Here is a 25,231-nt window from a genome sequence, read left to right as displayed (position 1 = left end):
AGATTTTTGGTCAACGCTGCCAACGGATCTGTCGAGGAGTGAAATGTCCTACGAAAGTACCGCCGAGCCGATCAAGATCGGTTACCTGATGGACTTTCTTCTGTCCGACGACTATCCGCGGGAGCGACGCGAGGACCTGACGATTCCCTTCGACATCGTCTTCGCCGACGCGGTCGAGCAGGGGTTGATCGACCGACCTGTCGAGATCGTCTACCGCGAGGTGGAGGGTCTGCCCAAGGGCTCGGTCAAAAAGGTCATCGACGCCTACGCCGAGCTGGTCGACGAAGGGTGCCTGGCCGTCTTCGGCCCGCAAATCGGCGACAACGCCGTTGCCATCCGCGACGATATCGTCGACCGGTTCAAGGTGCCCGCCCTCAGCGTCACCGGATCTGACGACGCGCTGAGTGAATGGTTCTTCGCCTTTCCGATGGGCTCGCACCACGACGAGCCGATTTTCTGGGCCGACCTGTTGACCAAGGGCGGGCATAGCGACGTCGGTGTGCTCGTCGAGCAATCGCTGGTCGGGGAGGCTTACCTGAAGAATTTCCGGAAAGCGTGTCAGCGCAAAAGTATTCGCATCGTCGCCGAGGCCTCCATTGCGCAGACGGCCCGGGATGTCACCGAAGCCGTGCGGACCCTGTACGACGCGAAGGCTCAGGCGATCGTGCACTGCGGGTTCGGTTTCGGAATCGTTCTGGTGAACCCCGCGTTGGCCGAACTCGAATGGGACCCACCGCGGTTTGCGGGCACCGCGTGGCAGAACGCGTGGATCAACCCGGTCATGTGGAACGCGTTCATGGGGTGGACGGGCGTCGACCAGTACGACGAGACCAACAAGGTGGGCCAGCAGTTCCTCGACCGGTTCCGGGAGCACAGCGGTAGACGCCCGGAATGGTGTGTGCCGGTGGTCAACTGCGATGTCGCCCGCACCCTCCTGCGCGCGCTGACCGATGCGCATCCGCTGAGCCCGCGGGGGGTCAAGGAGGCGCTCGAGCGGGTCAAGATGTTGCCCGCCGCCTCAGGGGCTCCCGGTACCCGGGTGTCGTTCGGCAACTGGACTCGGCGCGCATGGATGGGTGCCGGTTACCTGGTGGCGCGCCGCCTCGACGCCGATGGTGTCAACTCCCACCTGGTGGACCGATTCGGCGAAGAGTGACGTCAGCCGGTGACGCCGAGGCGCCGGGTGACCTCGAACACTTCCTCGTAGATCGAACCGGGGATCGTGAACGGCTGTGTGCCTGTCACTTCCGCGATGTTGGTGGCGACGTCCTCGGCGGTCGGGTCGCTGTCTCGCGGAGCGAGCCAACCCTCGCTGAGGCCGACGAACACGCGGGCGAACCGGCCCGCACACGCCGAGAAGTTCTGGTGGCTGAAGTCGCAGGCCCGGCTGGCCAGAAACACCACGATCGGGGCCACGAGTTCGGGACGGATCGCGGCGAAAAAGCCGTTTTCTTCGAGGGCATTCGAATCGCCCAGCGTCTCGGTGACCATTCGGGAAAGCCCGAACGGCAGCACGGTGTTGACGCGAATCCCGTGTGGTTCACCCTCGAGCGAAAGCACATTCGACAGGCCCACGATGCCCGCCTTGGCGGCTGCGTAATGCGCCTCCAGGTGCTGGCCGAACATACCCGCCGAGGAGGCGATGAACACAAACCGGCCATACCCCTGATCTTTCATGATCCGATACGCGGGCTGGGCCAGATAGAAAGCACCGTCCAAGTGGACCGACAGCATGCGCCGCCAGTCCTCGGGTGTCAGCTCGTCGAACGGGATCGAGTTGAAGATCCCGGCATTGCTGATCACCGCGTCGAGCCGGCCGAAGACGTCGACGGCGGTGCGTGCGATCGCCTCGCCGCCCGCGGGGCTGTCGACCGAGTCGTAGGACGCGACGGCCGCGCCGCCGGCGGCGGTGATCTCGTCGACGATCTGATCGGCTACCGCGGTGTCCTCGCCGTCGCCGCTCATACTGCCGCCGAGGTCGTTGACCACGACGGACGCACCGCGCCTTGCCAACTCGAGCGCGTAGACGCGGCCGAGCCCCCGTCCCGCGCCCGTCACCACGGCGACTTGGCCGGTGAAGTCGATCATCGCCCCTCCCGGGTCATTGACTGGGATGCGGGCGGGACTTTACGTTGGAACAGATATTTGGTCAACGAATGGGGTGGCGTGGACGAAAGGCCGGTCGGCGATGACGCCGATGATCCCAAGCGGCTGGCGCTGCTGGCCTCCGCGCTGGCCGGCCGCACGGTAGCGGTCGCGCCGACGGCCGCTGGCGAGGCGGCCTGGACCGACGGCGTCACGGTGTACATCGACCCCACGGCCAGCGTGCCCACCCAACTCGAGTCGGTGACCGTGCAGGCGTCGCTGTTGGCCAGCGGCGGCCTTTCGCCCGAGGTGGTGCGTAAGCTCGTTCGACGTCCCGCGCTCGCCCGGCGCTACCTCGCGGTCGAGGGACAGCGGGCACTGGCGGTGAACGAGGACCTGCTCCCGCACCGGATCCGCGCGCTGCTCGACCTCGACATGGCGGCGAGAGCCGACTCCGCCGTCGGCTCGCTGATGGTCGCAGGCACCCGGCGTGACATCGCCGACCCGCCGGCGGGCTTCGGTGTGATCAGGGCGCAAAAACTGTTGGCGGCGCGCGCTTCTGTTGCACATGGGGAATCGGCGGGTGGTCACATCCCGCGCCGCGAGCAGAACAAGGCACTGGCCGACCTCGATGACGCTGATGACGGCGCCGACGGCGACGACGTCATCGATCCGTTCTCCAGCCCCGTCGGTGGGGGCGGGGCACTCGGCAAGCTGCTACAGCGAATGACGCGCAGTGTGCGCAAACTCTCCGGCGGTGGCACGCCGGGGGCGGACACTCCTACACATCGCTCCCGCAAGGGTATTCGCGGGGCGGGTGCGGTGACCTCCACCACCGCCGGTGCTGCGGACGCCGACGGCGTGCAGGCCGCCACGAAAAAGGGCCGCACATATCCGGAGTGGGACGTCGGCCGACGGTGCTACCGGCCGGAGTGGTGCACGGTGCAGGAGATCGAGCCGCCGATCGAGGAGGGGCCGGTGCTGGCCCGGCCCGATGTCCATGCGCTGCGGCGGCCACTGACCCGGCTCGGCATCGGGCTGGACCGATGCCACCGTCAGACCCAGGGCGACGACATCGACGTCGACGCCGCGGTCGAGGCGCGCGTGGAGACGCTGGCAGGGTCGACGCCCGATGAGGCCGTCTACCTGGACAGCCTGCGCAGGCGCCGTGATCTGGCCGTGCTCGTTCTGCTCGATGTTTCGGGTTCCTCGGGGGAGGCGGGAACGTTCGGGCAGACCGTGCACGAGCAGCAGCGTGCGGCCGCGGCCGCGCTCACGATCGCGCTCCATGAGCTTGGAGATCGGGTGGCGCTGTACGCATTTCAGTCACAGGGGCGCTCGGCGGTGCACCTGGTGCCGGTGAAGAGGTTCGACGACACCCTCGACGCGATGGTGATGCGGCGCCTGAGCAGCCTCAAGCCGGGCGCCTACTCACGCCTCGGCGCGGCCATCCGTCACGGCACCGCGGTGATCACCGAGAAAGCAGGCACCTCGCGCCGCTTGCTGGTCGTTCTGTCCGACGGGTTGGCCTACGACCATGGCTACGAACGGATCCACGGGGCTGCCGACGCGCGACGCGCGCTGAGCGAGGCACGGCGAGAAGGCATCGGCTGCCTGTGTCTGACCGTCGGTGCCGCCACCGATGCCGGTGAGCTGGCCCGGGTGTTCGGCAGCGCCGCGCACGCGTCCATTCCCAAACCCGCGCAGTTGGCCGACGTCATCGGTCCGCTGTTCCGCGCGGCGCTGCGCACGGCCGACCTGCGTCGGCGGGTCAACAACGGCAAAAGGTTGAACCAAACATCTGTTCCGCGTTAAGGTCCGTAGGACCCGAGTGAGAGCGAAGGGAAGCATGCAGGTGAAGCCCCCGCGCCCGTACTACGTGCCCGTCGCCAACGAGGAGCAGGTGTTCAAGGCGGCCTACAAGCAGGGGCTCTCGATTGCGCTGAAGGGCCCGACCGGATGCGGTAAGACGCGCTTTGTCGAGGCGATGGCACACGATCTCGATCGGCCGCTGGTCACCGTGTCCTGCCACGACGACCTGACCACCGCCGACCTCGTCGGGCGGTTCCTGCTGCGCGGCGGCGACACCGAATGGGTCGACGGGCCGCTGACGCGTGCGGTGCGCGAAGGCGCGATCTGCTACCTCGACGAGGTCGTCGAAGCCCGCCAGGACACCACCGTGGTGCTGCATCCGCTGGCGGATCACCGCAGGCAACTGCCGATCGAGAGGCTGGGTGTGACGCTGGACGCGGCACCGGGTTTCTGCCTCGTCGTCTCGTACAACCCGGGATATCAAAGCGTGCTCAAGGATCTCAAAGACTCGACGCGCCAACGGATGGTCGCGATCGAATTCGGTTTTCCGACGCCGGACGTCGAGGAGAAGATCGTCGCCAACGAGGCGGCGATCGACCACGACCGCGCCGCCGACTTGGTGCGGCTCGGGCAGGCGATCCGGCGGCTGGAGACCGGGGGACTTCGCGAGGTCGCCTCCACCCGGGTGCTGATCGCGGCGGGCCGGCTGATCGCCGAAGGCCTGATCCCGCGGGAGGCGGCACGGGCCGCGATCGCGGGTCCGCTCACCGACGACTCGACGGTGACCCGCGGTCTGCTCGAGATGATCGACGTCTACCTGCACGACGGCTCGCCAGACGATTGACCCTGCTCGCCCCGCTCGCTAGGGTCTGAACAAATATTAGGTTTCACCGGCTGACGGAGGTTGCATGTCCTACGAGAGCACCGCAGAACCGATCAAGTTCGGGTATCTCATGGATTTCAAGCTGCCTGAGCTGTATCCGCAGGAGATGAAGGAGGACCTGTCCAATCCCTTCGAGCTGATCTTCGACGAGGCGGTGAAGAGCGGAGAGATCGACCGGCCCATCGAGATCATCTACAAGGAGGTCGAGGGGCTTCCGAAGGGTTCGGCCAAGGCGGTGATCGACGCATACGGTGAACTCGTCGACGAGGGATGCCTTGCGGTGTTCGGCCCACACATCACCGACAACTGCGTGCCGACGCGCGAGGCCATCGAGGAACGGTTCCGGGTCCCTGCCCTCAGCGTCACCGGCAGCGACGCCTGGCTGGGGGAGTGGACCTTCTCGTTCCCACAGGGATCGCTTACCGACGAGCCGATCTTCTGGGCAGACCTGTTGGCCAAGGGCGGCCACACCGAGGTGGGTGTCCTCATGGAGCAGTCGCTGGTCGGCGAGACATACGTGAAGAACTTCCGAAATGCATGTCGGCGCAAGGGAATCCGGATCGTCGCCGAGGCGACGATCGCCCAGACGGCGCAGGATGTCTCCGAGGCGGTGCAGACCCTGTACGAAGCCAAGGCGCAGGCAGTGGTGCACGCTGGATTCGGTTTCGGCATCGTGTTCGTCAACCCGGCGCTGGAAGCCCTCGGGTGGGACCCGCCGCGCTTCACCAGCACGGCGTTCCAGAACGCGTGGATCAACCCGATCATGTGGAACGCGTTCATGGGATGGACGGGCGTCGACCAGTACGACGAGGGCAACCCCGTCGGTCAGCGCTTCCTCGACAAGTACCAGGAGAAGTTCGGTCGTCGCCCGGAATACTGTGTCCCGGTGGTGAACTGCGACGTCGCGACGACACTGTTGCGTGCGTGCACCGACGCCCATCCACTGAGTCCGCGCGGACTCAAGGAGGCGCTCGAACGGGTAAAGATGATGCCCGCCGCGGCCGGAGCTCCGGGGACCCGTGTCTCGTTCGGAAACTGGACACGCCGAGCGTGGATGGGCGCCGGCTATCTGGTGGCCCGAAGGCTGGACGCCGACGGCCTCAACTCTCATCTCGTCGATCGCTTTGGTGAGGAGTACCCGTGACCACCGAAACGCCTAAAGCCGACCCCACCGCGCCGGCCGTAGAAGAGCCGACGAAACGCTCCTGGCTCGGGCCGACCATCTCGGTGGCAGCGCTGCTCGCCGTCGCCGTGTTCTTCGGCGTCAACACCCGCAAGGGGCCTGGCTCCCCCCGGATCGCCAACCCCGACGTCGAAGGCGCACCGCGGCCCGTCGAGGTACTTTTCGGGTGGAGCACGTCGACGTGGGTGGTGATCCTCGAGACCTTCACCGTCATCACGATGGCCGTCATCATCACGTTGTGGGTGGTGCACTGGCGGCGCAATCCGCACAACCCCACCTTGCTGATGGCGTTGGTCACCTCGTTGATCGTGTGGCAGGACCCGCTGATGAACTGGTCGCCGTTCGCGGTGTACAACCCGGAGCTGGCGCACCTGCCCGAGGACTGGCCGCTGGTATCGGTGTCACCGACGGTGGAACCCTTCGTGGTGCTCGGATACGTGATGTTCTACCTCGGGCCCTATTTCCCCGCAATCTGGATTCTGCGAAAACTGCAGGCGCGTAGGCCGGTTGACTCTTTCGTGTGGCGTCACCCGCTGATCAGCCTGGCGGCCATCATCTTCCCGATCGGTGTGATCGTGGACGCGGCGCTGGAGATCACGCTGGTGCGTACGGGCATGTACATCTATTCGCAGGTGCCTCCGTGGGCGTCGGTGTTCACCGGTGAGCCCCATCAGTTCCCGCTGATCTGGGAAGTGGTGGCGGTGACGTTCGTGATGATCCCCGCCGGTGTGCTGCTGTACCGCGACGACACCGGCAAGTCCGTCGCCGAAAAGCTCGCCCAGCGTGCCCGCATCTTCGCCAGCCGGCCCAGGCTCGGCACCTTCGTGGTGATGTTCGTGATCATCAACGTCGCGTACTTCTGCTACGGCGGGCTGTTCGCGATCGTGAAGGCGACGAAGATCTCCACCTCGGTAGCCTGTCCGTGGCCGTATCCCGAAGTGAAGATCTATGACCCGCAAGGCTTCTACGAAGAGAACGGTCAGGTCGGTCCGTACTCCGTCGGCATCATGTCGACCTGGATGAGCGGACAACCCGATGGGCGTCCGGACGTGCAACTGGGCGCCAAGAGCGATCGCTGCGCACCGGAAAACGCCAATGGGTGATGAGCGCAGCGTCGTCATCACCGGCGCGTCCCGAGGGCTGGGGCTGGCCTCGGCGTCTCATCTGTACCGCCAGGGCTGGCGGGTCGTCGCGGCCATGCGGTCGGTCGACGTCGGCATGCGGCGGCTGCGTGAGGCCACGGGTGCGCCGCCAGACGATCCGAACCTGATCGGTGTCACGCTCGACCTCACCGACGCCTCCTCGATCGAGGCAGCCGCAAAGGAGATCGAGGAGATCGTCGGAGCACCGTATGCGGTGGTGCACAACGCGGGAATCTCGGCCGCAGGCATGGTGGAGGAGACGCCGCTGAGCCTGTGGGAGCAGATGTTCGCGACCAACATCTTCGGCCCCGTCGCTCTCACCAAGGAGCTGCTGCCTGCTATGCGTGAGGCGGGACGCGGTCGTATCGTCTTGGTGTCGAGTCAGGGTGGCGTGCGCGGAATGCCCGCCACCGCGCCGTATTCGGCGGTGAAGGGCGCGTTGGAACGCTGGGGCGAGTCGATGGCCGCTGAGATCGCGCCGTTCGGCATCGGTGTCACGATTTTGGTGACCGGAACCTATGACACCGAGATCATCACCGATGCGGGCACCACCGACTGCCGGGACTTGGCGGGGCCTTACGCCCCGCACCACAGCACGATGGACAAGCGCGGCCGGGCCGCCATGCGAATGGCGGCACGATCGCCCGAGAAATTTGCCGAGGGCCTGACCAAGGCGTTGGACAGCTCGAAGCCGTTCGTCAAGAAGCCGGTGGGACCCGACGCACGAATGTTGTTGATCGCCAACCGCGTGTTCCCCTCGGCGGGGTTGCACCAGATGATCCGACTGATGATGGGCATCCCGCGGTTCGGCGCGCTACGAGGAAGCAGAAACCATGCTTGACGTTCGCTTCGAAACGAAGATGATGATCGACGGCAAGCTCGTCGACGGCGAGGGAGGCACCTTCACCAACATCAACCCGGCGACCGAAGAGGTGCTCGGCGAGGTGGCCGATGCATCGAAGGCGGACATGCACCGCGCCATCGACGCCGCCCGCCGTGCCTTCGACGAGACGGACTGGTCGACGAACCATGCCTTGCGTCAACGCTGTCTGCTGCAGCTACAGGAGGCGCTCGAGGCCGAACAGGAAGAGCTGCGTGAGGAACTCATCCTCGAGGTGGGTTGCCCGCGCGCCATCACGCACGGGCCGCAACTCGACGCGCCGTTGTCGGACGCGCTGCGCTACCCCGCCCAACTGATCGACGAATATCCCTGGGAGACATCGCTCGGCGATACCGTCGTGTCGGTCACCGGGGTCAATACCACTCGCAAAGTCTGGCGCGAGCCCGTCGGTGTGGTCGGTGCCATTGTGCCGTGGAACTTCCCGTTCGAGGTCACCATCCAAAAGATCGGTCAGGCCCTGGGCACCGGAAACACCGTCGTGCTCAAACCGGCGCCCAACACCCCCTATAACGCGACCCGGCTGGGCCGGCTCATCGCGGAGAACACCGACATCCCACCAGGCGTGGTGAATGTCGTCACCGCATCGGATCACTTCGTCGGCGAAGAGCTGACGTTGTCGCCCAAGGTGGACTTGATCTCGTTCACCGGATCCACCGTGGTCGGGAAACGGATCATGGAAAAAGGTGCCGCGACGATGAAGCGACTGTTCCTCGAACTCGGCGGCAAGTCGGCGACCATCGTGCTCGAGGACGCGGACTTCGCGGTGGGATGCATGATGGGCATCGCACCGTGCATGCACGCGGGCCAGGGTTGTGCCAACCCCACCCGGCTGCTGCTACCGCGGTCGCGTTACGACGAAGGCGTCGAGATCCTCAAGGGCATCTACGAAGGGGTGGCGCCCGGCGATCCGCAGGACCGGGCGACGCTGTGCGGTCCGGTGATCTCCGACAAGCAGCGCAGCCGCATCCGCGGATACATCCACAAGGGTGTCGAGGAAGGCGCGACCCTGCTGGTCGGCGGTGCCGATGCGCCCGACGGCATGGACAAAGGATTTTTCGTCAAGCCAACACTTTTCACCGATGTCGACAACTCCATGACCATCGCGCAGGAGGAGATCTTCGGACCGGTGCTGGCGGTGATCCCGTTCGACGACGAGGACGACGCAGTGCGCATCGCCAACGACAGCCCGTACGGGTTGGCGGGCAACGTGATGGCGGGCACGCTGGACCGTGCACTTTCGGTGGCCAAACGACTTCGGGCCGGCTTCATCGGCTTGAACGGCACCGCCGGCTACGGCGCCGACACCCCGTTCGGCGGATACAAAGCCAGCGGCATCGGGCGCCAGAACGGGGTGGCCGGGTTCGACCAGTACACCGAGATCAAGTCCGTCGCCTATCCGGCCGGCTGAGGAGGACGCCTTGCAGCAGCTTTTCGACGACCTCGAGGACTTCGGCGAGTTCGACGACTTCGTGTCGGGCGACGTGCGCGACCCGTACACCGAACTCGCCAGGTTGCGCCGTGAGGAACCGATCCAGAAGATCGAGATCCCGGGCATACCAGGGCAAGAGGGAAAGCCCATCGTCATGGTGTACCGCTACGAGGAAGCCCAGCAGGTACTGCGGGACAACGAGACGTTCTCCTCGTCGATCATCATCCAGGCGTTCGGCGACGTGTTCGGCAAGCACGTGATGCTCGGGATGGACGAACCCGCACACGGCAGGCACCGAGCGTTGGTGGCAAAGGCGTTCTCCCAGAAGGCGTTGGCACGCTGGGAAGACACCCTGGTGAGCAAGATCGGCAATTCGCTGATCGACCGCTTCGCCGACCGGGGCAGCGCCGACCTGGTCAAGGAGTTCAACTTCCCTTATCCCACGCTGATCATCGCCGGGCTGCTCGGGTTGCCTCAAGAGGACTACGCGCAGTTTCAGAAGTGGTCCATCTCGCTGCTGTCGTTCACGGTCAACCCAGAGCGGGGCCGTGAAGCCTCCCAAGCGCTCGCCGAGTACTTCAGGCCGATCCTTGCCGCGCGCCGCGAAGATCCCTGTGATGATCTGATCACCGGGCTGGCAGCGGCCGAGATCGACGGCGAGAAGCTCTCAGACGAGGAGATCTTCTCGTTCCTGCGGCTGCTCCTGCCCGCAGGTGTCGAAACCACCTATCGGGCCCTGGGCAACCTGTTGTTCGGGCTGCTCACCAATCCCGAACAGCTGCAAGCACTTCGGAACGACCGATCGTTGATACCGCAGGCGATCGAGGAGGCGGTGCGCTGGGAGCCGCCGCTGATCATGATCACGCGGGTGGCCAGCCGAGACACCGAGCTCGGTGGCGTACATATCCCCGAGGGCTCGTCGGTGATGCCGGTGCTGGGCGCGGCCAACCGGCAAGAGGAACGTTTCCCGAGCCCGGATCAGTTCGACATCTTCCGCGAGGCAAAGGCGAACATCGGCTGGGGTTACGGTGTGCACGTCTGCCTGGGCATGCACCTGGCGCGGCTGGAAATGCGGGTGGCGCTGAACCTGCTGCTGGACCGCCTGCCGAACCTGCGGCTGGACCCCGCGGCCGACGACCCCTACATCCGCGGCCAGGCGTTCCGGTCGCCGACGTCGGTACCCATCCTCTTCGACGCGAACCCTCCCCCTGACGAGCAGTCGTGAATACCCCAATACAGGACATTGTTGGGGGTCTTCACGTCTGCTCGTGTCGGTAACCAGGAGATGCGAATGACCGAACTGCGCTTCGACGACAAGGTGGTCGTCATCACCGGAGCGGGTCGGGGGATCGGCCGCTGCCACGCATTGCTGCTGGCCGCCAGGGGCGCCGCCGTCGTCGTCGCCGACAACGGCGCGGAGATCGACGGAAGCCCGACCACATCTCGACCGGCTGAAACGGTGGTCGCCGAGATCTCGCGGGCCGGGGGACATGCGGTGGCGTGCGGCGCTTCGGTCGCCGACGAAGAAGGGGCCAAGTCGATCGTCGATGCCGCCATCGACGCCTTCGGTCGGATCGACGCGGTGATCAACAACGCCGGGGTGCACGACCCCGGTTTGTTCGAGACGTTGTCCACCGACCGTATCCGCGCGGTGCTCGACGTGCACTTCTTCGGCACGCTTTTCGTGTCGAAGGCGGCATGGCCCCACTTCGTCCGCGCGGGCCACGGCCGGATCGTGAACACGATCTCGGAGGCGATGCTCGGCGGCATCCCCGAGCTGACCAGCTATGGGTCCGCCAAGGGCGCGGTGTGGGGTCTCACCCGTAACCTGGCGACCGAGGGCGCGGTCCACGGCATCGCAGTCAATGCGATTGCGCCACGGGCCTATACGCGCATGTCGGCATCGCAGGGGCGCCAGCTCGCCGAGCTGTTCGACATGCCCGACGATGTGATGGCCGAGATCAACGCCAGCATGCCTCCCGAACTATGCGCTCCGGCAGCGGCTTTCCTCGCCCACGAGGCGTGCCCTTTGAACGGCGAGGTGCTGATGACCGGGATGGGCGGGGTGGCGCGGCTGGCCGTCGTCCGCACCCAGGGCATCACGAAATCGCCGCTGAGCGTCGAAGACATCGCCGACAACCTCGACCAGATCATGAACGTCCACGATTCCTACGTCACCGAAGCAACCAGGAGTGTCTTGTGACCGATTTCGAGACCGTCGATTTCTTCACCGACGAGTCGCTGATTCCCGATCCCTACCCCTACTTCGACCACCTGCGATCGAAGTGCCCGGTAACCCCTGCCACCCCGTTCAACGTGCTGGCCGTCACCGGTTACGAGGAGGCGCTGGCGGTCTACAAGGACCCGGCGTTCTCGTCGTGCATCTCGGTCGCCGGACCGTTCTCCGGCATGCCGATCGGGCCGGGGGACTCCGATGACGTCACCGAGCTGATCGAGCAGCACCGCGGGGCGGTGCCGATGGCCGAACACATCACGTCGCAGGATCCGCCGCTGCACACCCGCACCCGGGGGCTGTTGAACAAGCTCATCACCCCCAAGCGGCTCAAGGAAAACGAAGACTTCATGTGGCGGTTGGCCGACCAGCAACTCGACACCTTCCTCGACAAGGGGGGTTGCGAGTTCCTGGCCGCGTACGCCAAGCCGTTCTCGCTTCTGGTCATCGCCGACCTACTCGGCATACCGCAGGAGGACCATGACGAGCTCAAAGAGGTGTTCGCGCTGGAGACGGTCGGCGAACTGGGCAAGGACGCGCCGACGTCGTACAACCCGCTGGAGTGGCTCAACGAGAAGTTCTACTCCTACCTCGAGGACCGCAGGCGCTCGCCGCGCCAGGACGTGCTGACCGAACTGGCGCAGGCCAAGCACGAGGACGGGTCGACACCCGAGATCGAGGACGTCATGAACCTGTCGACGTTCCTGTTCGCAGCCGGCACCGAAACCACGACGAAGCTGGTCAGCTCGGCGATCCGATTCATCGCCGACAACCCGGGTTTCGAAAAGCAATTGCGCGACGACCGCAGCAAGATCCCCGCGTTCCTGGAGGAGACGCTGCGGATGGAAAGCCCGGTCAAGTCCCACTTCCGGATGGCGCGCACCACGACGAAGATCGGCGAAGTCGAAGTGCCGGCGGGCACAACCGTCATGCTCCTTCCCGGGGCGTGCAACCGCGACGCGCGGAAGTTCGCTGACCCCAATGAATTCCGTGCTGACCGGCCGAATGTGCGTGAACAGATCGCGTTCGTCCGCGGTGCCCATTCCTGTCCGGGTGCGCCGCTGGCCCGCGCCGAAGGCCGGATCTCGTTGAACCGGATCCTCGACCGGATGAGTGAAATCACGATCTCCGCCGAGCACCACGGACCGCCGGACAACCGCGATTTCACCTTCGAGCCGACCTTCATCATGCGTGGGCTCAGCGAACTGCACATCACGTTCACACCGGTTGACTAAGCCGGGCATCTAGAGCCGCTCGGCAGAAGAAAGGGAGTACGAAATGACTGGAAAGCTGGCCGGGAAGGTCGCTTTCATCACGGGTGCGGCGCGCGGTCAGGGCCGTGCGCACGCGATCGCGATGGCCAGGGAAGGCGCAGATGTCATCGCGGTCGACATCTGCCGCGACATCCCGTCCAACCCGTACCCGCTGGCGACGCCCGAGGATCTCGCCGAGACCGAGCGGTCGATAAAGGAACTGGGCAGGCGCGTCGTCGCGCGGGTGGCCGATGTGCGCGAGCGGCACGAACTGCGCGAGGCCATCGAGGTGGGTGTGGCCGACCTCGGCAAGGTCGACATCGTCGTCGCCAATGCCGGGATCCTGCCGATGGCGATGGGCAATCCCGATCCGATGGGGTTCGTCGACGCCTCCGATGTCGATCTGCTGGGCGTGATGAACACGGTCGCAGTGGCGATTCCGCATCTACCCGATGGCGCGTCGATCATCGTCACCGGCTCGACAGCAGGCATGATCCGCGGCACCACCACCAGCCCCGACATGGGTCCCGGCGGCGCCGGATACGGATGGAGCAAGCGGATCGTGATGGAGTACGTCGATGAGATGTGTCTTCACCTGGCGCCCAGAATGATTCGCATCAACGCCATCCACCCGACCAACTGCAACACCCACCTGTTGCAGAACGAGGGCATGTACGGCGTGTTCCGGCCCGACCTGAAAGCCGAGGGCAAGACACCCACCCGCGAGGACGCCGAACCGCTGTTCACCCTCTTTCAGGCGATGCCGATCCCCTACATCGAACCGGAGGACATGGCCAACCTCGGGGTGTTCTTGGCCAGCGACGACAGCCGCTACATCACCGGGCAACACATCCGCGTCGACGCCGGTTCACTGCTCAAGTGGCCCAACGGTCCCGGCGGCTAGGGCCGGTGCAGGAAACCGTGCAGAATCGCCTGGACGAGCTCGTTGACGATCGCCTCGCGTGGCGGCGGCCGGTTACCGAAGAAGGTCGACCGCAATGCGACCATGCCGACGATCATCGCCACGGTCGAATGAGCGGGCAGATCCGGTTGGCCCGAATGCATTCCGCGTAACTGCATCCCCTCGGCGCTGATCTGGCCGAGCAGCGTCAGCGCTCGTCTGATGTCGGCGATGCCCGCGCCTTCGATCTCGTCGTCACTGAGCCCGTCGGATGCGACCAGAGTCAACAGCAGGCCTCTATGTTCGACCAACACGTCGTAGAGCTGGCCGACGAACTGGCGGGTTAGTTCCTCTTCGTTGGTCTTGTCGGGAATGACGGCCTGCCAGGTCTTGCCGAAGTCGTCGACGAAGTCGGTGAACGGCAGCACCAGCGCCTCGCGGAACAGGCCGGCCTTCGAGCCGAAATGGCGGAACAGCAGGTACTCGGTGACGCCTGCGGCTTCGGCGATCTCGCGGGTAGTCGTGGTGCGGTAGTCGCGGCGGGCGAACAGCTCACGGGCGGCATCGAGGAGGAGCCGACGCGCCTCCCCACGCGGGCGACGTGCTCCCTGAACCGTCGTCGCGGTGGTGGACTGCTTTCCGGCCGAACGCCGCTGGGACACGGATTCTCACTTTCTGGGACCGCGCGGAAAAGCGGCTGACCACGTAAACGATAGCGTCCTTGACCAAACCTAAGTAATAGTGTCCACTATTACGCATGGGTCAACTCATCATGCTCGGAACGTTGTTCGGGCTGATCGTCTTGATTTTCGGCCTGGTGATCTACTTCGATCCCGATGCTCGCGGCAACGCGAACGAGGAGCACCGATGAACACCGAGCTGACGCCGGCCCTGATCGCCGGTCTGTCGTTCGCCTACATCGGCGGGGTGCTGTTTCTCGCCTACGGGGTGTTCTTGAGCATCCGGCGTGGCCGCCTGCATCCGCTGTTGTTGGTTTCCATCTCCGCGATCTCGTTCTCCTGGATCGAGGCGCCCTACGACTGGGCGGTGTATGCCCAGTTCCCGCCCGCGCTGCCGCGGATGCCGTCGTGGTGGCCACTGAACATGACGTGGGGCGGCGGGCTGCCGTCGGCCGTGCCCATCGGGTACATCGCGTACTTCGTGCTGCCCGCCGTGATCGGCGCGGCGCTCGGAAGGCGGGTCGTCCGCCGGTTCGGCTGGCGCGCACCGCAGACGCTGTTGGTCGTGGGCCTGGTGGTCGGGTTCTGCTGGGCGCTGTTGTTCAACGGGTTCTTCGGCCCCCGAATGGGTGTCTTCTACTACGGCTACATCATCCCCGGGCTCGGCCTGTTCGAGGGCAGCAAGTTCCAGTACCCGCTTTACGACGCGCTCGCGATGGGTGTGCAGATGATGGTCTTCACCTACCTGCTCGGCCGCACCGACTCGGAAGGCCGCAATGTCATCGACATGTTGGCGGACAAGATCTCCAAGACCAGTGTCCAGTCGACGATCGTGTCGATCATCGCCGCGATCCTGGTCGGGCACGCGGTCTACGGCGCGGTTTTCGCGCCCCACCTCGTGACGAAGCTGGCCGGGTACGTGACCTCCGGACCATCGGAACAGCTGTTCCCCGGCATCCCGAACCAACCCAGATAGCCTCTGACGCAGTTGGATCCACAGCGACCCGAGGGGCACCTCGTTCGTCGCCGCCCGGTTCGTGGATCGACAAGCTAGCCAGGCCAACATTTGGCTTGGCAACGGAGTCGCGCTGCGCATCGCGATTAGCCACGCATTTTGGCGACGGTCGCCGTAATGTCCGTATACGGATCCTTTCATCCGAGAGAGGAGGGATCCCGTGCGAAACTTCTGGCGCGTACTCCCGCTGGCAGTTGTTGCGGCGGGGATGTCCGTCATCGTCGGCGCACCGAGCGCAGACGCGGACTGCACAGGTGCCGGTGCCGCCACCGTGTGTGCACAGGGGACGGTGCGCGGCGGTGGACCCGAAGCCCCGCAGGCGGGTCCCGTCTATCCCGGCTACTGCGCTGATCCATGGTATTGCAGCGACGACTGGGGGATCGACGTGATCATCGACCCCAATCCGCCCCGTCCTCCCATCGACATCGGGCGCCCCGGCCGTCCCGGCCAGCGCTGAGCCGAGTCCGTTTCAGTTCGAGTAAGGAGCACAAATTGTTCGCTCGCAAGGTCTTTGGCGTCGGCATCATCACCGGCGCGGTACTTTTCGGCGCCACCGGAACCGCTGCCGCCGATCCGCCGAACTGCACGGCCGCTGACCTCGCCGGTGTCATGGCGGGCGTCTCGGCGGGCACGTCGTCGTATCTGTTCACCCATCCGGACGTCAATGCGTTCTTCACCGGGCTCAAAGGTAAGCCCAGGTCTCAGATGACGGCGGAGATCAGGGCTTATCTGGACGCAAATCCACAGGTGCGAGATGAGCTTCGGGCCGTCAGGCAGGCGGCAGCGGACTTCCGCGCCCGCTGCGACGCGCCGCTACCCGACATGCCGATGGGCTAGCGACCGAAGACTGACAGACTGGGTGCATGCGCACTCCACCGATGTGCTGGCTCACCGACATGGACGGGGTTCTGGTCCGTGAAGAGCACGCGTTACCCGGCGCCGCGGAGTTCCTGCAGCGCCTGCTGGAACGCGAGCGGCGGTTCCTGGTCCTGACGAACAACTCAATCTTCACGCCGCGTGACCTGTCGGCGCGCCTGCTGCGCTCGGGGCTGTCGGTGCCCGAGGAGGCGATTTGGACGTCGGCCCTAGCGACCGCGACGTTTCTCAGCGACCAGTTGGCCGGCGGATCGGCCTACGTCATCGGCGAAGCCGGGTTGACCACCGCCCTGCACGAGGTCGGCTACACCCTCACCGACATCGAGCCGGACTTCGTGGTGCTCGGCGAGACCAGGACGTATTCGTTCACCGCGATCACCAAGGCCATCCGGTTGATCCTGGGTGGCGCCCGGTTCATCGCCACCAACCCCGATGTGACCGGCCCGTCGGCCGAGGGCCCGCTGCCCGCCACCGGTTCGGTGGCGGCGATGATCACCAAGGCCACCGGCCGCGAACCCTATTTCGTGGGCAAGCCGAACCCGATGATGTTCCGCAGCGCGCTGAACCGCATCGAAGCCCATTCCGAGAGCACCGTGATGGTGGGTGACCGGATGGACACCGACGTCGTCGCCGGCATCGAGGCCGGACTGGAGACCATCCTGGTGCTGACCGGATCCACGGCGCCCGACGAGGTCGAGCGCTACCCCTTCCGTCCGAGCCGGGTGCTGCCGTCGATCGCCGAGGCCGTCGAGCTGGTCTGACGGGCGTGATGCGCTGATGACCGCCGAACGCGTCGACGAACACTTCACCGAGGTCGTCTCCGCGCTCACCGAGACCGGTCCGCGCCGTGCGGCCGGCGAGCTGGTGAGCACCGAATCCGCTCTGACGGTTTCGGACTGCCTGAGGCTGTTCGACGCTCAGCTCGGCAGCCGGCATCTGGACCTCGCCGCGCGCTGGTTGCGCGCCAGGGGCAGCGGCTACTACACGATCGGCTCATCCGGGCACGAAGGTAACGCCGCGGTGGCTGCCGCGCTGCGGCCCACCGATCCGGCGCTGCTGCACTATCGTTCGGGCGGCTTCTTTCTGGCCAGGGCCGCGCAGGTGGGTGGCAGCGACCCGCTGTGGGATGTGCTGCTGGGGTTGGTGGCCGCGGCCGAGGAGCCGATCGCCGGTGGTCGCCACAAGGTGTTCGGTCGCCACGATCTCAACATCATCCCGCAGACCTCCACGATCGCGTCACATCTTCCGCGCGCGGTCGGGGTGGCGTTCTCCATCGCCCGTGCCCGGAAGTTGGGCGTCGTCAGCCCATGGCCGCAGGACGCGGTCACGGTGTGCAGTTTCGGTGATGCGTCGGTGAATCATTCGACCGCAGTCGGCGCGATCAACGCGGCCCTGCACGCGGCGTATCAGGGTGTGCCGATGCCGCTGCTGCTGGTGTGCGAGGACAACGGGTGGGGCATCAGCGTCAAGACGCCGCGCGACTGGATCGTCCGGGCGTACCGAAACCGCGACGGCCTAGCCTATTTCGACGCCGACGGCGCCGATGTGGTGGCGACGTTCGAGGCGAGCGCGGCCGCCGCGGCGTGGGTCCGGCGGCACCGGCGGCCCGCGTTCCTGCACCTGCGCATGGGCCGGTTGATGGGCCATGCCGGATCCGACTACGAGGCCGCGTACCGGAGGCCCGACGAGATTGCCGCGGACCTTGCGCGGGATCCGGTGCTGGGTACCGCGAAACTATTGATCCGTAGCGGCGCGTTGACGCCCGATGAGGTGCTGGGCCGCTATGAGGCGATGCGCTCCACCGCCCTCCTGCTGGCCGAACGGGCCGCGCAGGCGCCGCGACTGGACAGCGCGCACGCGGTGATGTCTTCGTTGCAGGCGAGCATGCAGGAGGCGCTTCGTGCGGCGCCCACGTCGTTGGCCGCATCGGTGAGATCCGGTGACCAGGGCGCACCGGTCACCGTTGCGCAGGCGATAAACCGTGCCCTACACGACATTTTGGACCGCTACCCGAACGCGATGATTTTCGGCGAAGACGTCGCACGCAAGGGCGGCGTCTACGGTGTGACCCGGGGACTGCAAGCCAAGACCAGTTCGGCACGTGTTTTCGACACGCTGTTGGACGAGCAGACGATCCTGGGCCTCGCGCTCGGCGCCGGAGTGTCCGGGCTGTTGCCGATTCCCGAGATCCAGTACCTCGCTTACCTTCACAACGCTGCGGACCAGATCCGCGGTGAGGGCGCCACGCTGCAGTTCTTCTCCAACCGCCAGTTCCGGAACCCGATGGTGGTTCGGGTGCCCGGCTACGGTTACCAGAAAGGGTTCGGCGGACACTTCCACAACGACAATTCGGTTGCCGCGCTGCGGGATATCCCAGGGGTCGTCATCGCCTCACCCTCCCTCCCCGACGACGCCGCGGCGATGTTGCACACCTGCGCGGCGGCCGCCGCCTCCGCCGGGGTGGTGTGCGTCTTTCTGGAACCTATTGCGCTGTACCACACTCGGGACACCTACGAGGACGGCGACAACCTGTGGCTGGCGCCCTACCCGTCGGTCGGTGTACCCATCGGGCGCGCGCGAACCCACGGAAGCGGTGCCGATCTGACCATCCTCACCTTCGGCAACGGCGTGCGGATGAGCCTGCGGGCGGCCCGCAGGCTAGAGACGGCGGGCATCGGCGCCCGCGTCGTGGACCTGCGCTGGCTGGCGCCGCTGCCGGTGCAGGACATGATCCGTGAGGCGACGGAAACCGGACGGGTGCTGATCGTCGACGAGACACGCCGAACCGGGGGAGTGGGCGAAGGAGTGCTCGCGGAACTGCTCGCGAACGGCTACGGCGGCGCTGCGCATCGGGTGGCCGCCGAGGACAGCTTTATTCCGCTGGGGGACGCCGCGCAGACCGTTCTGCTGTCCGAGGGCGCGGTCGAGGCGGCCGCGGTCGCCATGGTGCGGGGCACGCCTTGATAACTTAGCCGGATGACCGGCACAGCTGATCCTGCCCGGCCGTTGGCCGGGGTGCGCATCGTCGAGATCTCCAGTTTCGTCGCCGTGCCGCTGGCCGGGATGACGCTGGCCCAGCTCGGCGCCGAGGTGGTGCGGGTCGATCCGGTCGGCGGCGCGGCCGACTATCGCCGGTGGCCGGTCACCGCCGAGGGCGAGAGCATCTACTGGGCGGGGTTGAACAAGGGGAAGCGGTCGGTGGCCGCCGACATGCGCTCGCAGGAGGGTCAGCAGCTGGTGCAGCGACTGATCGCCGACAGCGGCGTGCTGTTGACGAATGTCGCCGGTCGGGAATGGCATTCGTTTGACACGCTGGCCGCGCTTCGTCCCGACCTGATCCACGTGGAGGTGTCGGGCCGCGCCGACGGCGGCACCGGGGTGGACTACACCGTCAACGCCGGGATCGGGTTCCCGCTGGTGACCGGCCCGGCCGAGCTGGCCGCTCCGGTCAACCACGTTCTGCCAGCCTGGGACGTCTCCTGCGGGATCTATGCGGCACTGGCCGTCGTCACCGCACTGCGCCATCGCGACGCGACCGGGCAAGGCCAGCGGATCAGCATCCCGCTGGAGAACGTCGCGCTGGCGACCGCGGGCAACCTGAGCTTCTTCACCGAGGTGATGGTCAACGGCACCAGCCGCGAGAGGATCGGAAACTCGGTGTACGGCCAGTACGGCCAGGACTTCACCAGCAGCGACGGGGTTTCGTTCATGGTGGTCGCGCTCACCGCGCGCCACTTCCGCGATCTGGCCGAGCTGACCGGTACCACGAAAGCCGTTGCAGCGCTGTCCGATACCTTGGGTGCTGACTTCAGCGACGAAGGCCAGCGGTTTGAGCACCGTGATGCGCTCACTGGCTTGTTCGGTGAATGGTTCGCGTCGCACACCGCCGAGGAGATCACCGCGGCGCTTTCGGGTTCGTCGGTGCTGTGGGACCGGTACCGGAGCTTCGCCGAGGCCGTCGCCGAGGAGAAGGTGACCGCCAACCCGTTGTTCACCCCACTGGACCAACCGCGCATCGGCGAATACCTAGCGCCGGGGCTGCCGATCTCGATCGGCGGCGCATACCCACCCGCGGCCGCCGCGCCTGCGCTGGGCGACGACACCGCCGCGGTGCTCACCGAATGGTTGGACATGAGCGGTGACGAGGTGTCGCGGCTCGTCGAATCAGGTAGCGTGGCAACGGGACACACCAAGTGAGCAAGCTTCTGAAATTGCTCGACGTGCGGCCGGGCCAGGGCGCGGACTCGTGGATCGGCCCGGCCAGCGGGCCGGCGGGCAAGCGGGCCTACGGCGGGCAGTTCGTCGCGCAGAGCCTGGCGGCGGCCATCCGCACCGTCGACGCGGACCGGCCAGCCACCAACATGCACCTGCAGTTCCTGCGCGGCGGTGAAGCAGGCGACGACGTCGAGTACAGCGTCACGCGGGTGTTCGACGGGCGCACCGCGGCGGCGCGACGAGTGGATTCCTTTCAGGGTGACCGGTTGTTGACGACGGCGACGGTGTCTTTCGCAACCGAACTGCCGGGGCCTGAACACGGTCGTCGGCCCCGCCTGCCACAGGACCCCGACGGCCTGCCTCGGACCGGACCCGCCGGACCAGCGCCGTCGATGCCGCTCGACGAACTCGACATCAGGATCGCCGACTCCGGAAGCGGTGACGAGTTCGTGCGCCGATTCTGGTGGCGCGCAACCCCTTCTCTGCCCGACGATGCGTTACTGCACACGTTGCTGGCCGTGTACGTCTGCGATGTGTACATGATTGACCCGGCGTTGCAGGTACACGGCCATTCGATGCGGGCACGGACCCATCGAAGCGGTACGACGGATTCGTCGATCTGGTTTCATCGGTCGGTTCGCGCCGACGAGTGGAATCTGCTCGAGACGGTCTCGCCGGCGGCCGCGCGCGGACGTGGTGTCGTCACCGGGAGCTTGATCCGCGCCGACGGCGTGATCGCGGCGACGCTTGCTCAGGAAGGTCTCATTGCCGAGCGGACCTAGTCCGCGCCTGAGTGCCCCCAGTGTCCCCAGTGTCCCGGAATCCTTCTCAGGTACGGTCGGCATGTGCCCACGGTCACAGCTGAGTGGTCGAGGAGACGCCCCGATACGAGGGCGCTCGCTTTCCCGCCTGGGAGCCGACCACGAGCAGTCCGAACGGCTTGACATGACGGATTAGGTGACGGATGCCAGAGGACATGACGCCCGCCGCAGCCACCTTGGTGGACCTGCTGCAGCAGCGGGCCGCGGCCTATCGAGACAAGGTTGCCTTCAGCTTCTCGTACAACGGCGACGGTGAAGACCGGACCCAGTTGACCTATCAAGAGCTAGACGCACGGGCGCGAGCAATCGCGTCCAGCCTGCAGCAACGGGGCGCCGCCGGCGAGCGTGTTCTCGTACTGTGCCGCCCCGGCCTGGACAGTATCGCCGGCTACTTCGGCTGTATCTACGCGGGCGCCGTCGCCGTGCCGGTGCATGAGCGGCTGGCTCCGCGGCTCTCGTCGGTGGTCCCCGATGCGCAAGCACGTTTCGTTCTCGGCACGGCCAAGACCGGAGCGAAAGTCAAAGCCGCGCTGGAGGGTTTGGAGGACGGACGTCGTCTGCAGTGGGGCAGGTCGGACGAGGGCGTCGCCGGTGCAGAGAGTTGGGTGCCCCCAGACATCGACCCGAACACAATCGCGATGGTGCAGTACACCTCCGGCTCCACCACGGCGCCGAAGGGAGTCGTGCTGACACACCGAAATCTTCTACACAACCTGGAGACCATCCGTCGGGTGTGGCACGGCGACGACACCGCGACGAGTGTCTTCTGGCTGCCGCCCCATCACGATATGGGTCTGATCGGCGCTGTCCTCTCGATGCTTTACGTCGGCTGCACCACCCACCTCATGTCGCCGACCGCCTTCATCAAGCGCCCGATGAGGTGGCTGGAAGCCATCTCCCGAAATCGGTGCACCTTCACCGCCGCGCCCAACTTCGCCTACGACCATTGCGTCGAGAACAGCACCGCGGAGGAGCGTGCGGCGCTCGACTTGTCGAGCCTCACCGTCGCCATGAACGGTGCGGAACCGGTCCGTGTTGAGACCCTGCAGAGGTTCGCCGAGGCCTTCGCTCCGGCCGGCTTCCGGCCCGAGGCGTTCATGCCGGTGTACGGCTTGGCGGAAGCCACGCTGCTGGTCTCCGGCGGCTCGAAATCCCCTCTTCCGGTAGTCCAACACGTCGATCGCGGCGCGTTACGCGAGGACCGGCTTGTCGCTGCGGTGCCGGGGGACCAATCCGCGGTGGCGATGGTCGGTTGTGGCCACCCCCAGGGTGGGCGGGTGGTCATCGTGAATCCTGTGACCCGGCGCCCATGCCAGCCGGACGAGGTCGGCGAGATCTGGATCGCCGGACCGAGCGTCGGCCTGGGTTACTGGGCGAGGCCAGAGGAGACCGAACAAACGTTCTCGGCGGTTCTTGCCGAGACGTCGGAGGGCCCGTTCCTGCGTACCGGTGACATGGGTTTCCTGCATGCGGGTGAAATGTTCATCACGGGGCGCTGCAAGGACCTCGTCACCATCCGCGGGGGCAACTACTACCCCAACGACATCGAGTTCACGGTGCAGGACTGTTATCCGGTGCTGGTGCCGGGTCGCGGCGCCGCCTTCACCATTACGCCGGGACTCAACGCCGTCGAACGACTCGTTGTCGTGCAAGAGGTTTACCGCGATCAGGTAAGTGCGGTGGACCTTGCCGACGTCATCGCCGCAATCCGGCAGGCGATTCCCGAACGGTTCGGCATCGAGGCGCACGCTGTGGTCCTGGTCGAGCACTTGTCGATTCCCACGACTTCGAGCGGCAAGATCCAGCGTGGTCAGTGCCGACGACAGTACCTCGACGGTGCCATCACAGCGGTGTCCGCATGGCACGCACCGTCGGCGGATGCCGACCTCGTCAAGGCCAGGGAACTGGAGACGGCGATCAAAGCGGCCGAGGTGCTGAAGACCGCGCTGGTGCAGCAACAGCGCGCCCAGTGAGAGCGCGACGCGGAGCCTGGCGATCGATCTCGGGCGTGGCCCGATTAGCGTCCTGCGACGCGGCAGGCAACTGGCCTCTGGGCTTGACATCGCTTTCGGCATCAACTATTGCGATAGCAAAAGTAATTTGCTGCACTAACCTGTCGCGATGAATGCAGATTTGGCGGCAAGTTTGCTTTCTTTTCAATTACTCATGGGTTAATATCCGGCTTAGGCAAACTCCACAGCAAAAAGGGGGAAGGGCATGCAGCTCGCATCCAAGGACGGCATAACCGCAGGTAAAACCCCACAGACGGTCTCCCGGTGGTTGACCGCCGGCATCGCTGCAGCCAGCGTCGGGGCGATCGCCGTCGCCCCGGGGGTCGCCCCCCTTCCCGACCCCCAGTTGGATGTACGGGCCAGCCAAGTGAGGTTGACAGCCGGTTGGGAGCCGTTTGCTCAGTGGAAAGCAGCCTTCAACACCTCGTCCGCCAACGCGTCGACGCTGGTCAACAACTTCTTCCTGGCGCCGGGCGTGGCGCTGCAGCAGGCGATCGTCAACCAGGCCGACTACGCCAACCAGGTGCTCAACGACCCGTCGAGTATCAACGTCGTTCTCGAGCAGTTCCTCGGCAACGTGGCGAAGGTGGCCTCCGCCATGGCGCTGCTGACCGCGAGCGACGAAACGATCGACGCGGTCGTGCCGCACACCTTGGACAACTTGCATGGCGTCCTGCGCACTGCGATCCCCGACTTCATCGGACCCGACAATCGCGCTGCGGTGGTGCAGATCCTGAACTTCTTGTCGTCGCCGGCAAGCGGCCTCTTCATCGGTGCGGTGGGACCGTTCATCAGCCCATGGGTGGCACTCACCAACAGCGTCATCGCAGTTGCGGACGCGATCTCGGCCGGTGACACCGAGGGGGCGCTGACGGCCCTGCTGGACACCCCGGCCAACATCGTCAACGCCTTCTTCAACGGCGCCACCCTCGATCTCAGTGTGCTGGCGCCGGCGCTGAACCAATCCGGTGTTTTGGGAGACACGACGATCAACGCCATCAGCTTTGCGTTCGGCGGGTTGCTCAGCGTCGGCAGCGTGTCGCAAGGCACATACAAGGCCAATGCAAATGCCGACCCGATCACCGTCCCGGGCGGCTCGATTCTGAACAGCCTTGGCCTGAATATCACGACCGACATCCTCGGTCCGCCTCTTACCCTTGATATTCCGGGTCAGCCGGTCGGCCCACTTGGCGCGTTGCTGAGCATCGACCAGACGATCGGCGTGCTGCTCGGCAGCGGCTGGGACGGCAAGAACGCCTTCGCGGTACCCCCGCTGTCCAAGCTGAAGTTCCCGATCTTCAACGACATCGAGGACGTCGAGGACGAGCCCAGCGCCGAGGAAGCGGGCGCCCTGCAGAGTCTCGCCGCCGACGAGGGTGCCGTCGACGAGGGCGCCACAAGCGAACTCGCTGCGAACGACGTGCCTTCAACCGATAACGCCCGGTTGGTGACACTCACCGTCGACTCGTCGGCTGCAAGCGACGAGGACGCCGGGGACTCGGACTCCGACGAGGACGTCATCTCCGAGACGCCACTCGATGACACCGATGCAACCGGCGTCGATGACGACGAGCTCGACGACGTGGACCTCGGTGTCGACGATGGGGACGAGGACGGCGGCCTGACCGATGACGATGCCGACGACACCGACCTCGACGTCGAGACCGGCACCGGCCCAGGTTCCGGCACCGGCCCGGATTCGGGTACCGGCTCGGATTCGGAATCGGGCAACGGTTCGGATTCCGATACCGGCTCGGGTTCCGGCGCTGACGCGTAACACGTTCCACTCG

Annotated in this window: 22 protein-coding genes; 20 read left to right on the top strand and 2 right to left on the bottom strand. The window is 65.8% G+C overall.

The genetic code is table 11. The features are described 5' to 3' along the window. The first annotated feature begins 43 nt into the window (after window positions 1–43). Complete coding sequence (locus G6N28_RS01795) at window positions 44–1,156, top strand: ABC transporter substrate-binding protein (protein WP_163896767.1); 1,113 nt, start codon at window positions 44–46, stop codon at window positions 1,154–1,156. Window positions 1,157–1,158: 2 nt separating this feature from the next. Here the strand turns inward: G6N28_RS01795 and G6N28_RS01790 are convergent, their stop codons facing one another. Continuing rightward, window positions 1,159–2,088, bottom strand: coding sequence for an SDR family NAD(P)-dependent oxidoreductase (locus G6N28_RS01790; RefSeq protein WP_163896766.1), 930 nt, complete (start codon window positions 2,086–2,088; stop codon window positions 1,159–1,161). 78 nt (window positions 2,089–2,166) lie between these two features. On the opposite strand from G6N28_RS01790, the gene G6N28_RS01785 reads away from it, so the two are divergent. The 10 genes from G6N28_RS01785 to G6N28_RS01740 all read left to right on the top strand — a co-directional run bounded on the left by G6N28_RS01785 (window position 2,167) and on the right by G6N28_RS01740 (window position 13,825). After that, window positions 2,167–3,900: a nitric oxide reductase activation protein NorD gene (locus G6N28_RS01785; protein WP_170307878.1), complete on the top strand. Its 1,734-nt coding sequence runs from the start codon at window positions 2,167–2,169 to the stop codon at window positions 3,898–3,900. 34 nt (window positions 3,901–3,934) lie between these two features. Further along, on the top strand, window positions 3,935–4,741 hold the full coding sequence (locus G6N28_RS01780; RefSeq protein ID WP_163896764.1) for a CbbQ/NirQ/NorQ/GpvN family protein: 807 nt from the start codon (window positions 3,935–3,937) through the stop codon (window positions 4,739–4,741). 64 nt (window positions 4,742–4,805) lie between these two features. Continuing rightward, complete coding sequence (locus tag G6N28_RS01775) at window positions 4,806–5,924, top strand: ABC transporter substrate-binding protein (protein WP_163896763.1); 1,119 nt, start codon at window positions 4,806–4,808, stop codon at window positions 5,922–5,924. After that, window positions 5,921–7,066 carry a spirocyclase AveC family protein gene (locus tag G6N28_RS01770; protein WP_163896762.1) on the top strand — a complete coding sequence of 382 codons (1,146 nt, stop codon included), beginning with the start codon at window positions 5,921–5,923 and terminating at the stop codon, window positions 7,064–7,066. Before G6N28_RS01775 ends, G6N28_RS01770 begins: the two co-directional genes overlap by 4 nt. Continuing rightward, window positions 7,059–7,946, top strand: a complete 888-nt coding sequence (locus tag G6N28_RS01765; RefSeq protein WP_163896761.1) for an SDR family oxidoreductase — start codon at window positions 7,059–7,061, stop codon at window positions 7,944–7,946. Before G6N28_RS01770 ends, G6N28_RS01765 begins: the two co-directional genes overlap by 8 nt. Window positions 7,947–7,965: 19 nt before the next feature. Further along, window positions 7,966–9,414: an aldehyde dehydrogenase family protein gene (locus G6N28_RS01760; RefSeq protein ID WP_163905728.1), complete on the top strand. Its 1,449-nt coding sequence runs from the start codon at window positions 7,966–7,968 to the stop codon at window positions 9,412–9,414. A gap of 10 nt (window positions 9,415–9,424) precedes the next feature. Continuing rightward, window positions 9,425–10,660: a cytochrome P450 gene (locus G6N28_RS01755; protein WP_163896760.1), complete on the top strand. Its 1,236-nt coding sequence runs from the start codon at window positions 9,425–9,427 to the stop codon at window positions 10,658–10,660. A 66-nt stretch (window positions 10,661–10,726) separates the two neighbouring features. Next, window positions 10,727–11,638: an SDR family NAD(P)-dependent oxidoreductase gene (locus G6N28_RS01750; protein ID WP_163896759.1), complete on the top strand. Its 912-nt coding sequence runs from the start codon at window positions 10,727–10,729 to the stop codon at window positions 11,636–11,638. Next, complete coding sequence (locus G6N28_RS01745; protein ID WP_163896758.1) at window positions 11,635–12,903, top strand: cytochrome P450; 1,269 nt, start codon at window positions 11,635–11,637, stop codon at window positions 12,901–12,903. The genes G6N28_RS01750 and G6N28_RS01745 overlap by 4 nt, the downstream gene beginning before the upstream one ends. Before the next feature lie 43 nt (window positions 12,904–12,946). Next, window positions 12,947–13,825, top strand: coding sequence for a mycofactocin-coupled SDR family oxidoreductase (locus G6N28_RS01740; RefSeq protein ID WP_163896757.1), 879 nt, complete (start codon window positions 12,947–12,949; stop codon window positions 13,823–13,825). Here G6N28_RS01740 and G6N28_RS01735 read toward each other — a convergent pair. Then, window positions 13,822–14,484, bottom strand: coding sequence for a TetR/AcrR family transcriptional regulator (locus G6N28_RS01735; protein WP_163896756.1), 663 nt, complete (start codon window positions 14,482–14,484; stop codon window positions 13,822–13,824). The two genes, G6N28_RS01740 and G6N28_RS01735, sit on opposite strands and share 4 nt — an antisense overlap. A gap of 205 nt (window positions 14,485–14,689) precedes the next feature. On the opposite strand from G6N28_RS01735, the gene G6N28_RS01730 reads away from it, so the two are divergent. From G6N28_RS01730 to gjpA, 9 genes are all read left to right on the top strand, one after another. Next, entirely contained in the window at window positions 14,690–15,478 is a 789-nt protein-coding gene (locus G6N28_RS01730) for a spirocyclase AveC family protein (RefSeq protein ID WP_163896755.1), read from the top strand. Between the two features lie 247 nt (window positions 15,479–15,725). After that, complete coding sequence (locus G6N28_RS01725) at window positions 15,726–15,974, top strand: hypothetical protein (protein WP_163905726.1); 249 nt, start codon at window positions 15,726–15,728, stop codon at window positions 15,972–15,974. 35 nt (window positions 15,975–16,009) lie between these two features. Then, window positions 16,010–16,354, top strand: coding sequence for a heme-binding protein (locus G6N28_RS01720; protein WP_179962000.1), 345 nt, complete (start codon window positions 16,010–16,012; stop codon window positions 16,352–16,354). A gap of 26 nt (window positions 16,355–16,380) precedes the next feature. Then, complete coding sequence (locus G6N28_RS01715; RefSeq protein ID WP_163896753.1) at window positions 16,381–17,154, top strand: HAD-IIA family hydrolase; 774 nt, start codon at window positions 16,381–16,383, stop codon at window positions 17,152–17,154. A gap of 16 nt (window positions 17,155–17,170) precedes the next feature. Further along, complete coding sequence (locus G6N28_RS01710) at window positions 17,171–19,357, top strand: thiamine pyrophosphate-dependent enzyme (RefSeq protein WP_163896752.1); 2,187 nt, start codon at window positions 17,171–17,173, stop codon at window positions 19,355–19,357. Window positions 19,358–19,369: 12 nt separating this feature from the next. Continuing rightward, window positions 19,370–20,590 (top strand): CoA transferase, encoded by a 1,221-nt coding sequence (locus G6N28_RS01705; protein ID WP_163896751.1) that lies wholly within the window; start codon window positions 19,370–19,372, stop codon window positions 20,588–20,590. After that, on the top strand, window positions 20,587–21,390 hold the full coding sequence (locus tag G6N28_RS01700; protein ID WP_163896750.1) for an acyl-CoA thioesterase: 804 nt from the start codon (window positions 20,587–20,589) through the stop codon (window positions 21,388–21,390). Before G6N28_RS01705 ends, G6N28_RS01700 begins: the two co-directional genes overlap by 4 nt. 182 nt (window positions 21,391–21,572) lie before the next feature. Continuing rightward, complete coding sequence (locus tag G6N28_RS01695; protein WP_163896749.1) at window positions 21,573–23,402, top strand: fatty acyl-AMP ligase; 1,830 nt, start codon at window positions 21,573–21,575, stop codon at window positions 23,400–23,402. 244 nt (window positions 23,403–23,646) lie between these two features. Then, window positions 23,647–25,218 (top strand): outer membrane porin GjpA, encoded by a 1,572-nt coding sequence (gene gjpA / locus G6N28_RS01690; RefSeq protein WP_163896748.1) that lies wholly within the window; start codon window positions 23,647–23,649, stop codon window positions 25,216–25,218. The last annotated feature ends 13 nt before the right edge of the window (window positions 25,219–25,231 follow it).

It is taken from the genome of Mycolicibacterium pulveris, from assembly GCF_010725725.1.
In the GTDB taxonomy this organism is placed as follows: domain Bacteria; phylum Actinomycetota; class Actinomycetes; order Mycobacteriales; family Mycobacteriaceae; genus Mycobacterium; species Mycobacterium pulveris.
The sequence above is the reverse complement of the archived record's forward strand: the minus strand, read 5'-3'. Positions and strand labels throughout refer to the sequence as shown.

What these genes read in the sequence shown, in the direction of transcription:
- G6N28_RS01795 (WP_163896767.1), top strand. Translation starts at nt 44, where the DNA reads ATGTCCTACGAAAGTACCGCCGAGCCGATCAAGATCGGTTACCTGATG.
- G6N28_RS01790 (WP_163896766.1), bottom strand. Translation starts at nt 2,088, where the DNA reads ATGATCGACTTCACCGGCCAAGTCGCCGTGGTGACGGGCGCGGGACGG.
- G6N28_RS01780 (WP_163896764.1), top strand. Translation starts at nt 3,935, where the DNA reads ATGCAGGTGAAGCCCCCGCGCCCGTACTACGTGCCCGTCGCCAACGAG.
- G6N28_RS01775 (WP_163896763.1), top strand. Translation starts at nt 4,806, where the DNA reads ATGTCCTACGAGAGCACCGCAGAACCGATCAAGTTCGGGTATCTCATG.
- G6N28_RS01765 (WP_163896761.1), top strand. Translation starts at nt 7,059, where the DNA reads ATGGGTGATGAGCGCAGCGTCGTCATCACCGGCGCGTCCCGAGGGCTG.
- G6N28_RS01760 (WP_163905728.1), top strand. Translation starts at nt 7,966, where the DNA reads ATGATGATCGACGGCAAGCTCGTCGACGGCGAGGGAGGCACCTTCACC.
- G6N28_RS01750 (WP_163896759.1), top strand. Translation starts at nt 10,727, where the DNA reads ATGACCGAACTGCGCTTCGACGACAAGGTGGTCGTCATCACCGGAGCG.
- G6N28_RS01740 (WP_163896757.1), top strand. Translation starts at nt 12,947, where the DNA reads ATGACTGGAAAGCTGGCCGGGAAGGTCGCTTTCATCACGGGTGCGGCG.
- G6N28_RS01730 (WP_163896755.1), top strand. Translation starts at nt 14,690, where the DNA reads ATGAACACCGAGCTGACGCCGGCCCTGATCGCCGGTCTGTCGTTCGCC.
- G6N28_RS01725 (WP_163905726.1), top strand. Translation starts at nt 15,726, where the DNA reads ATGTCCGTCATCGTCGGCGCACCGAGCGCAGACGCGGACTGCACAGGT.
- G6N28_RS01715 (WP_163896753.1), top strand. Translation starts at nt 16,381, where the DNA reads ATGCGCACTCCACCGATGTGCTGGCTCACCGACATGGACGGGGTTCTG.
- G6N28_RS01710 (WP_163896752.1), top strand. Translation starts at nt 17,171, where the DNA reads ATGACCGCCGAACGCGTCGACGAACACTTCACCGAGGTCGTCTCCGCG.
- G6N28_RS01705 (WP_163896751.1), top strand. Translation starts at nt 19,370, where the DNA reads ATGACCGGCACAGCTGATCCTGCCCGGCCGTTGGCCGGGGTGCGCATC.
- G6N28_RS01695 (WP_163896749.1), top strand. Translation starts at nt 21,573, where the DNA reads ATGCCAGAGGACATGACGCCCGCCGCAGCCACCTTGGTGGACCTGCTG.
- gjpA (WP_163896748.1), top strand. Translation starts at nt 23,647, where the DNA reads ATGCAGCTCGCATCCAAGGACGGCATAACCGCAGGTAAAACCCCACAG.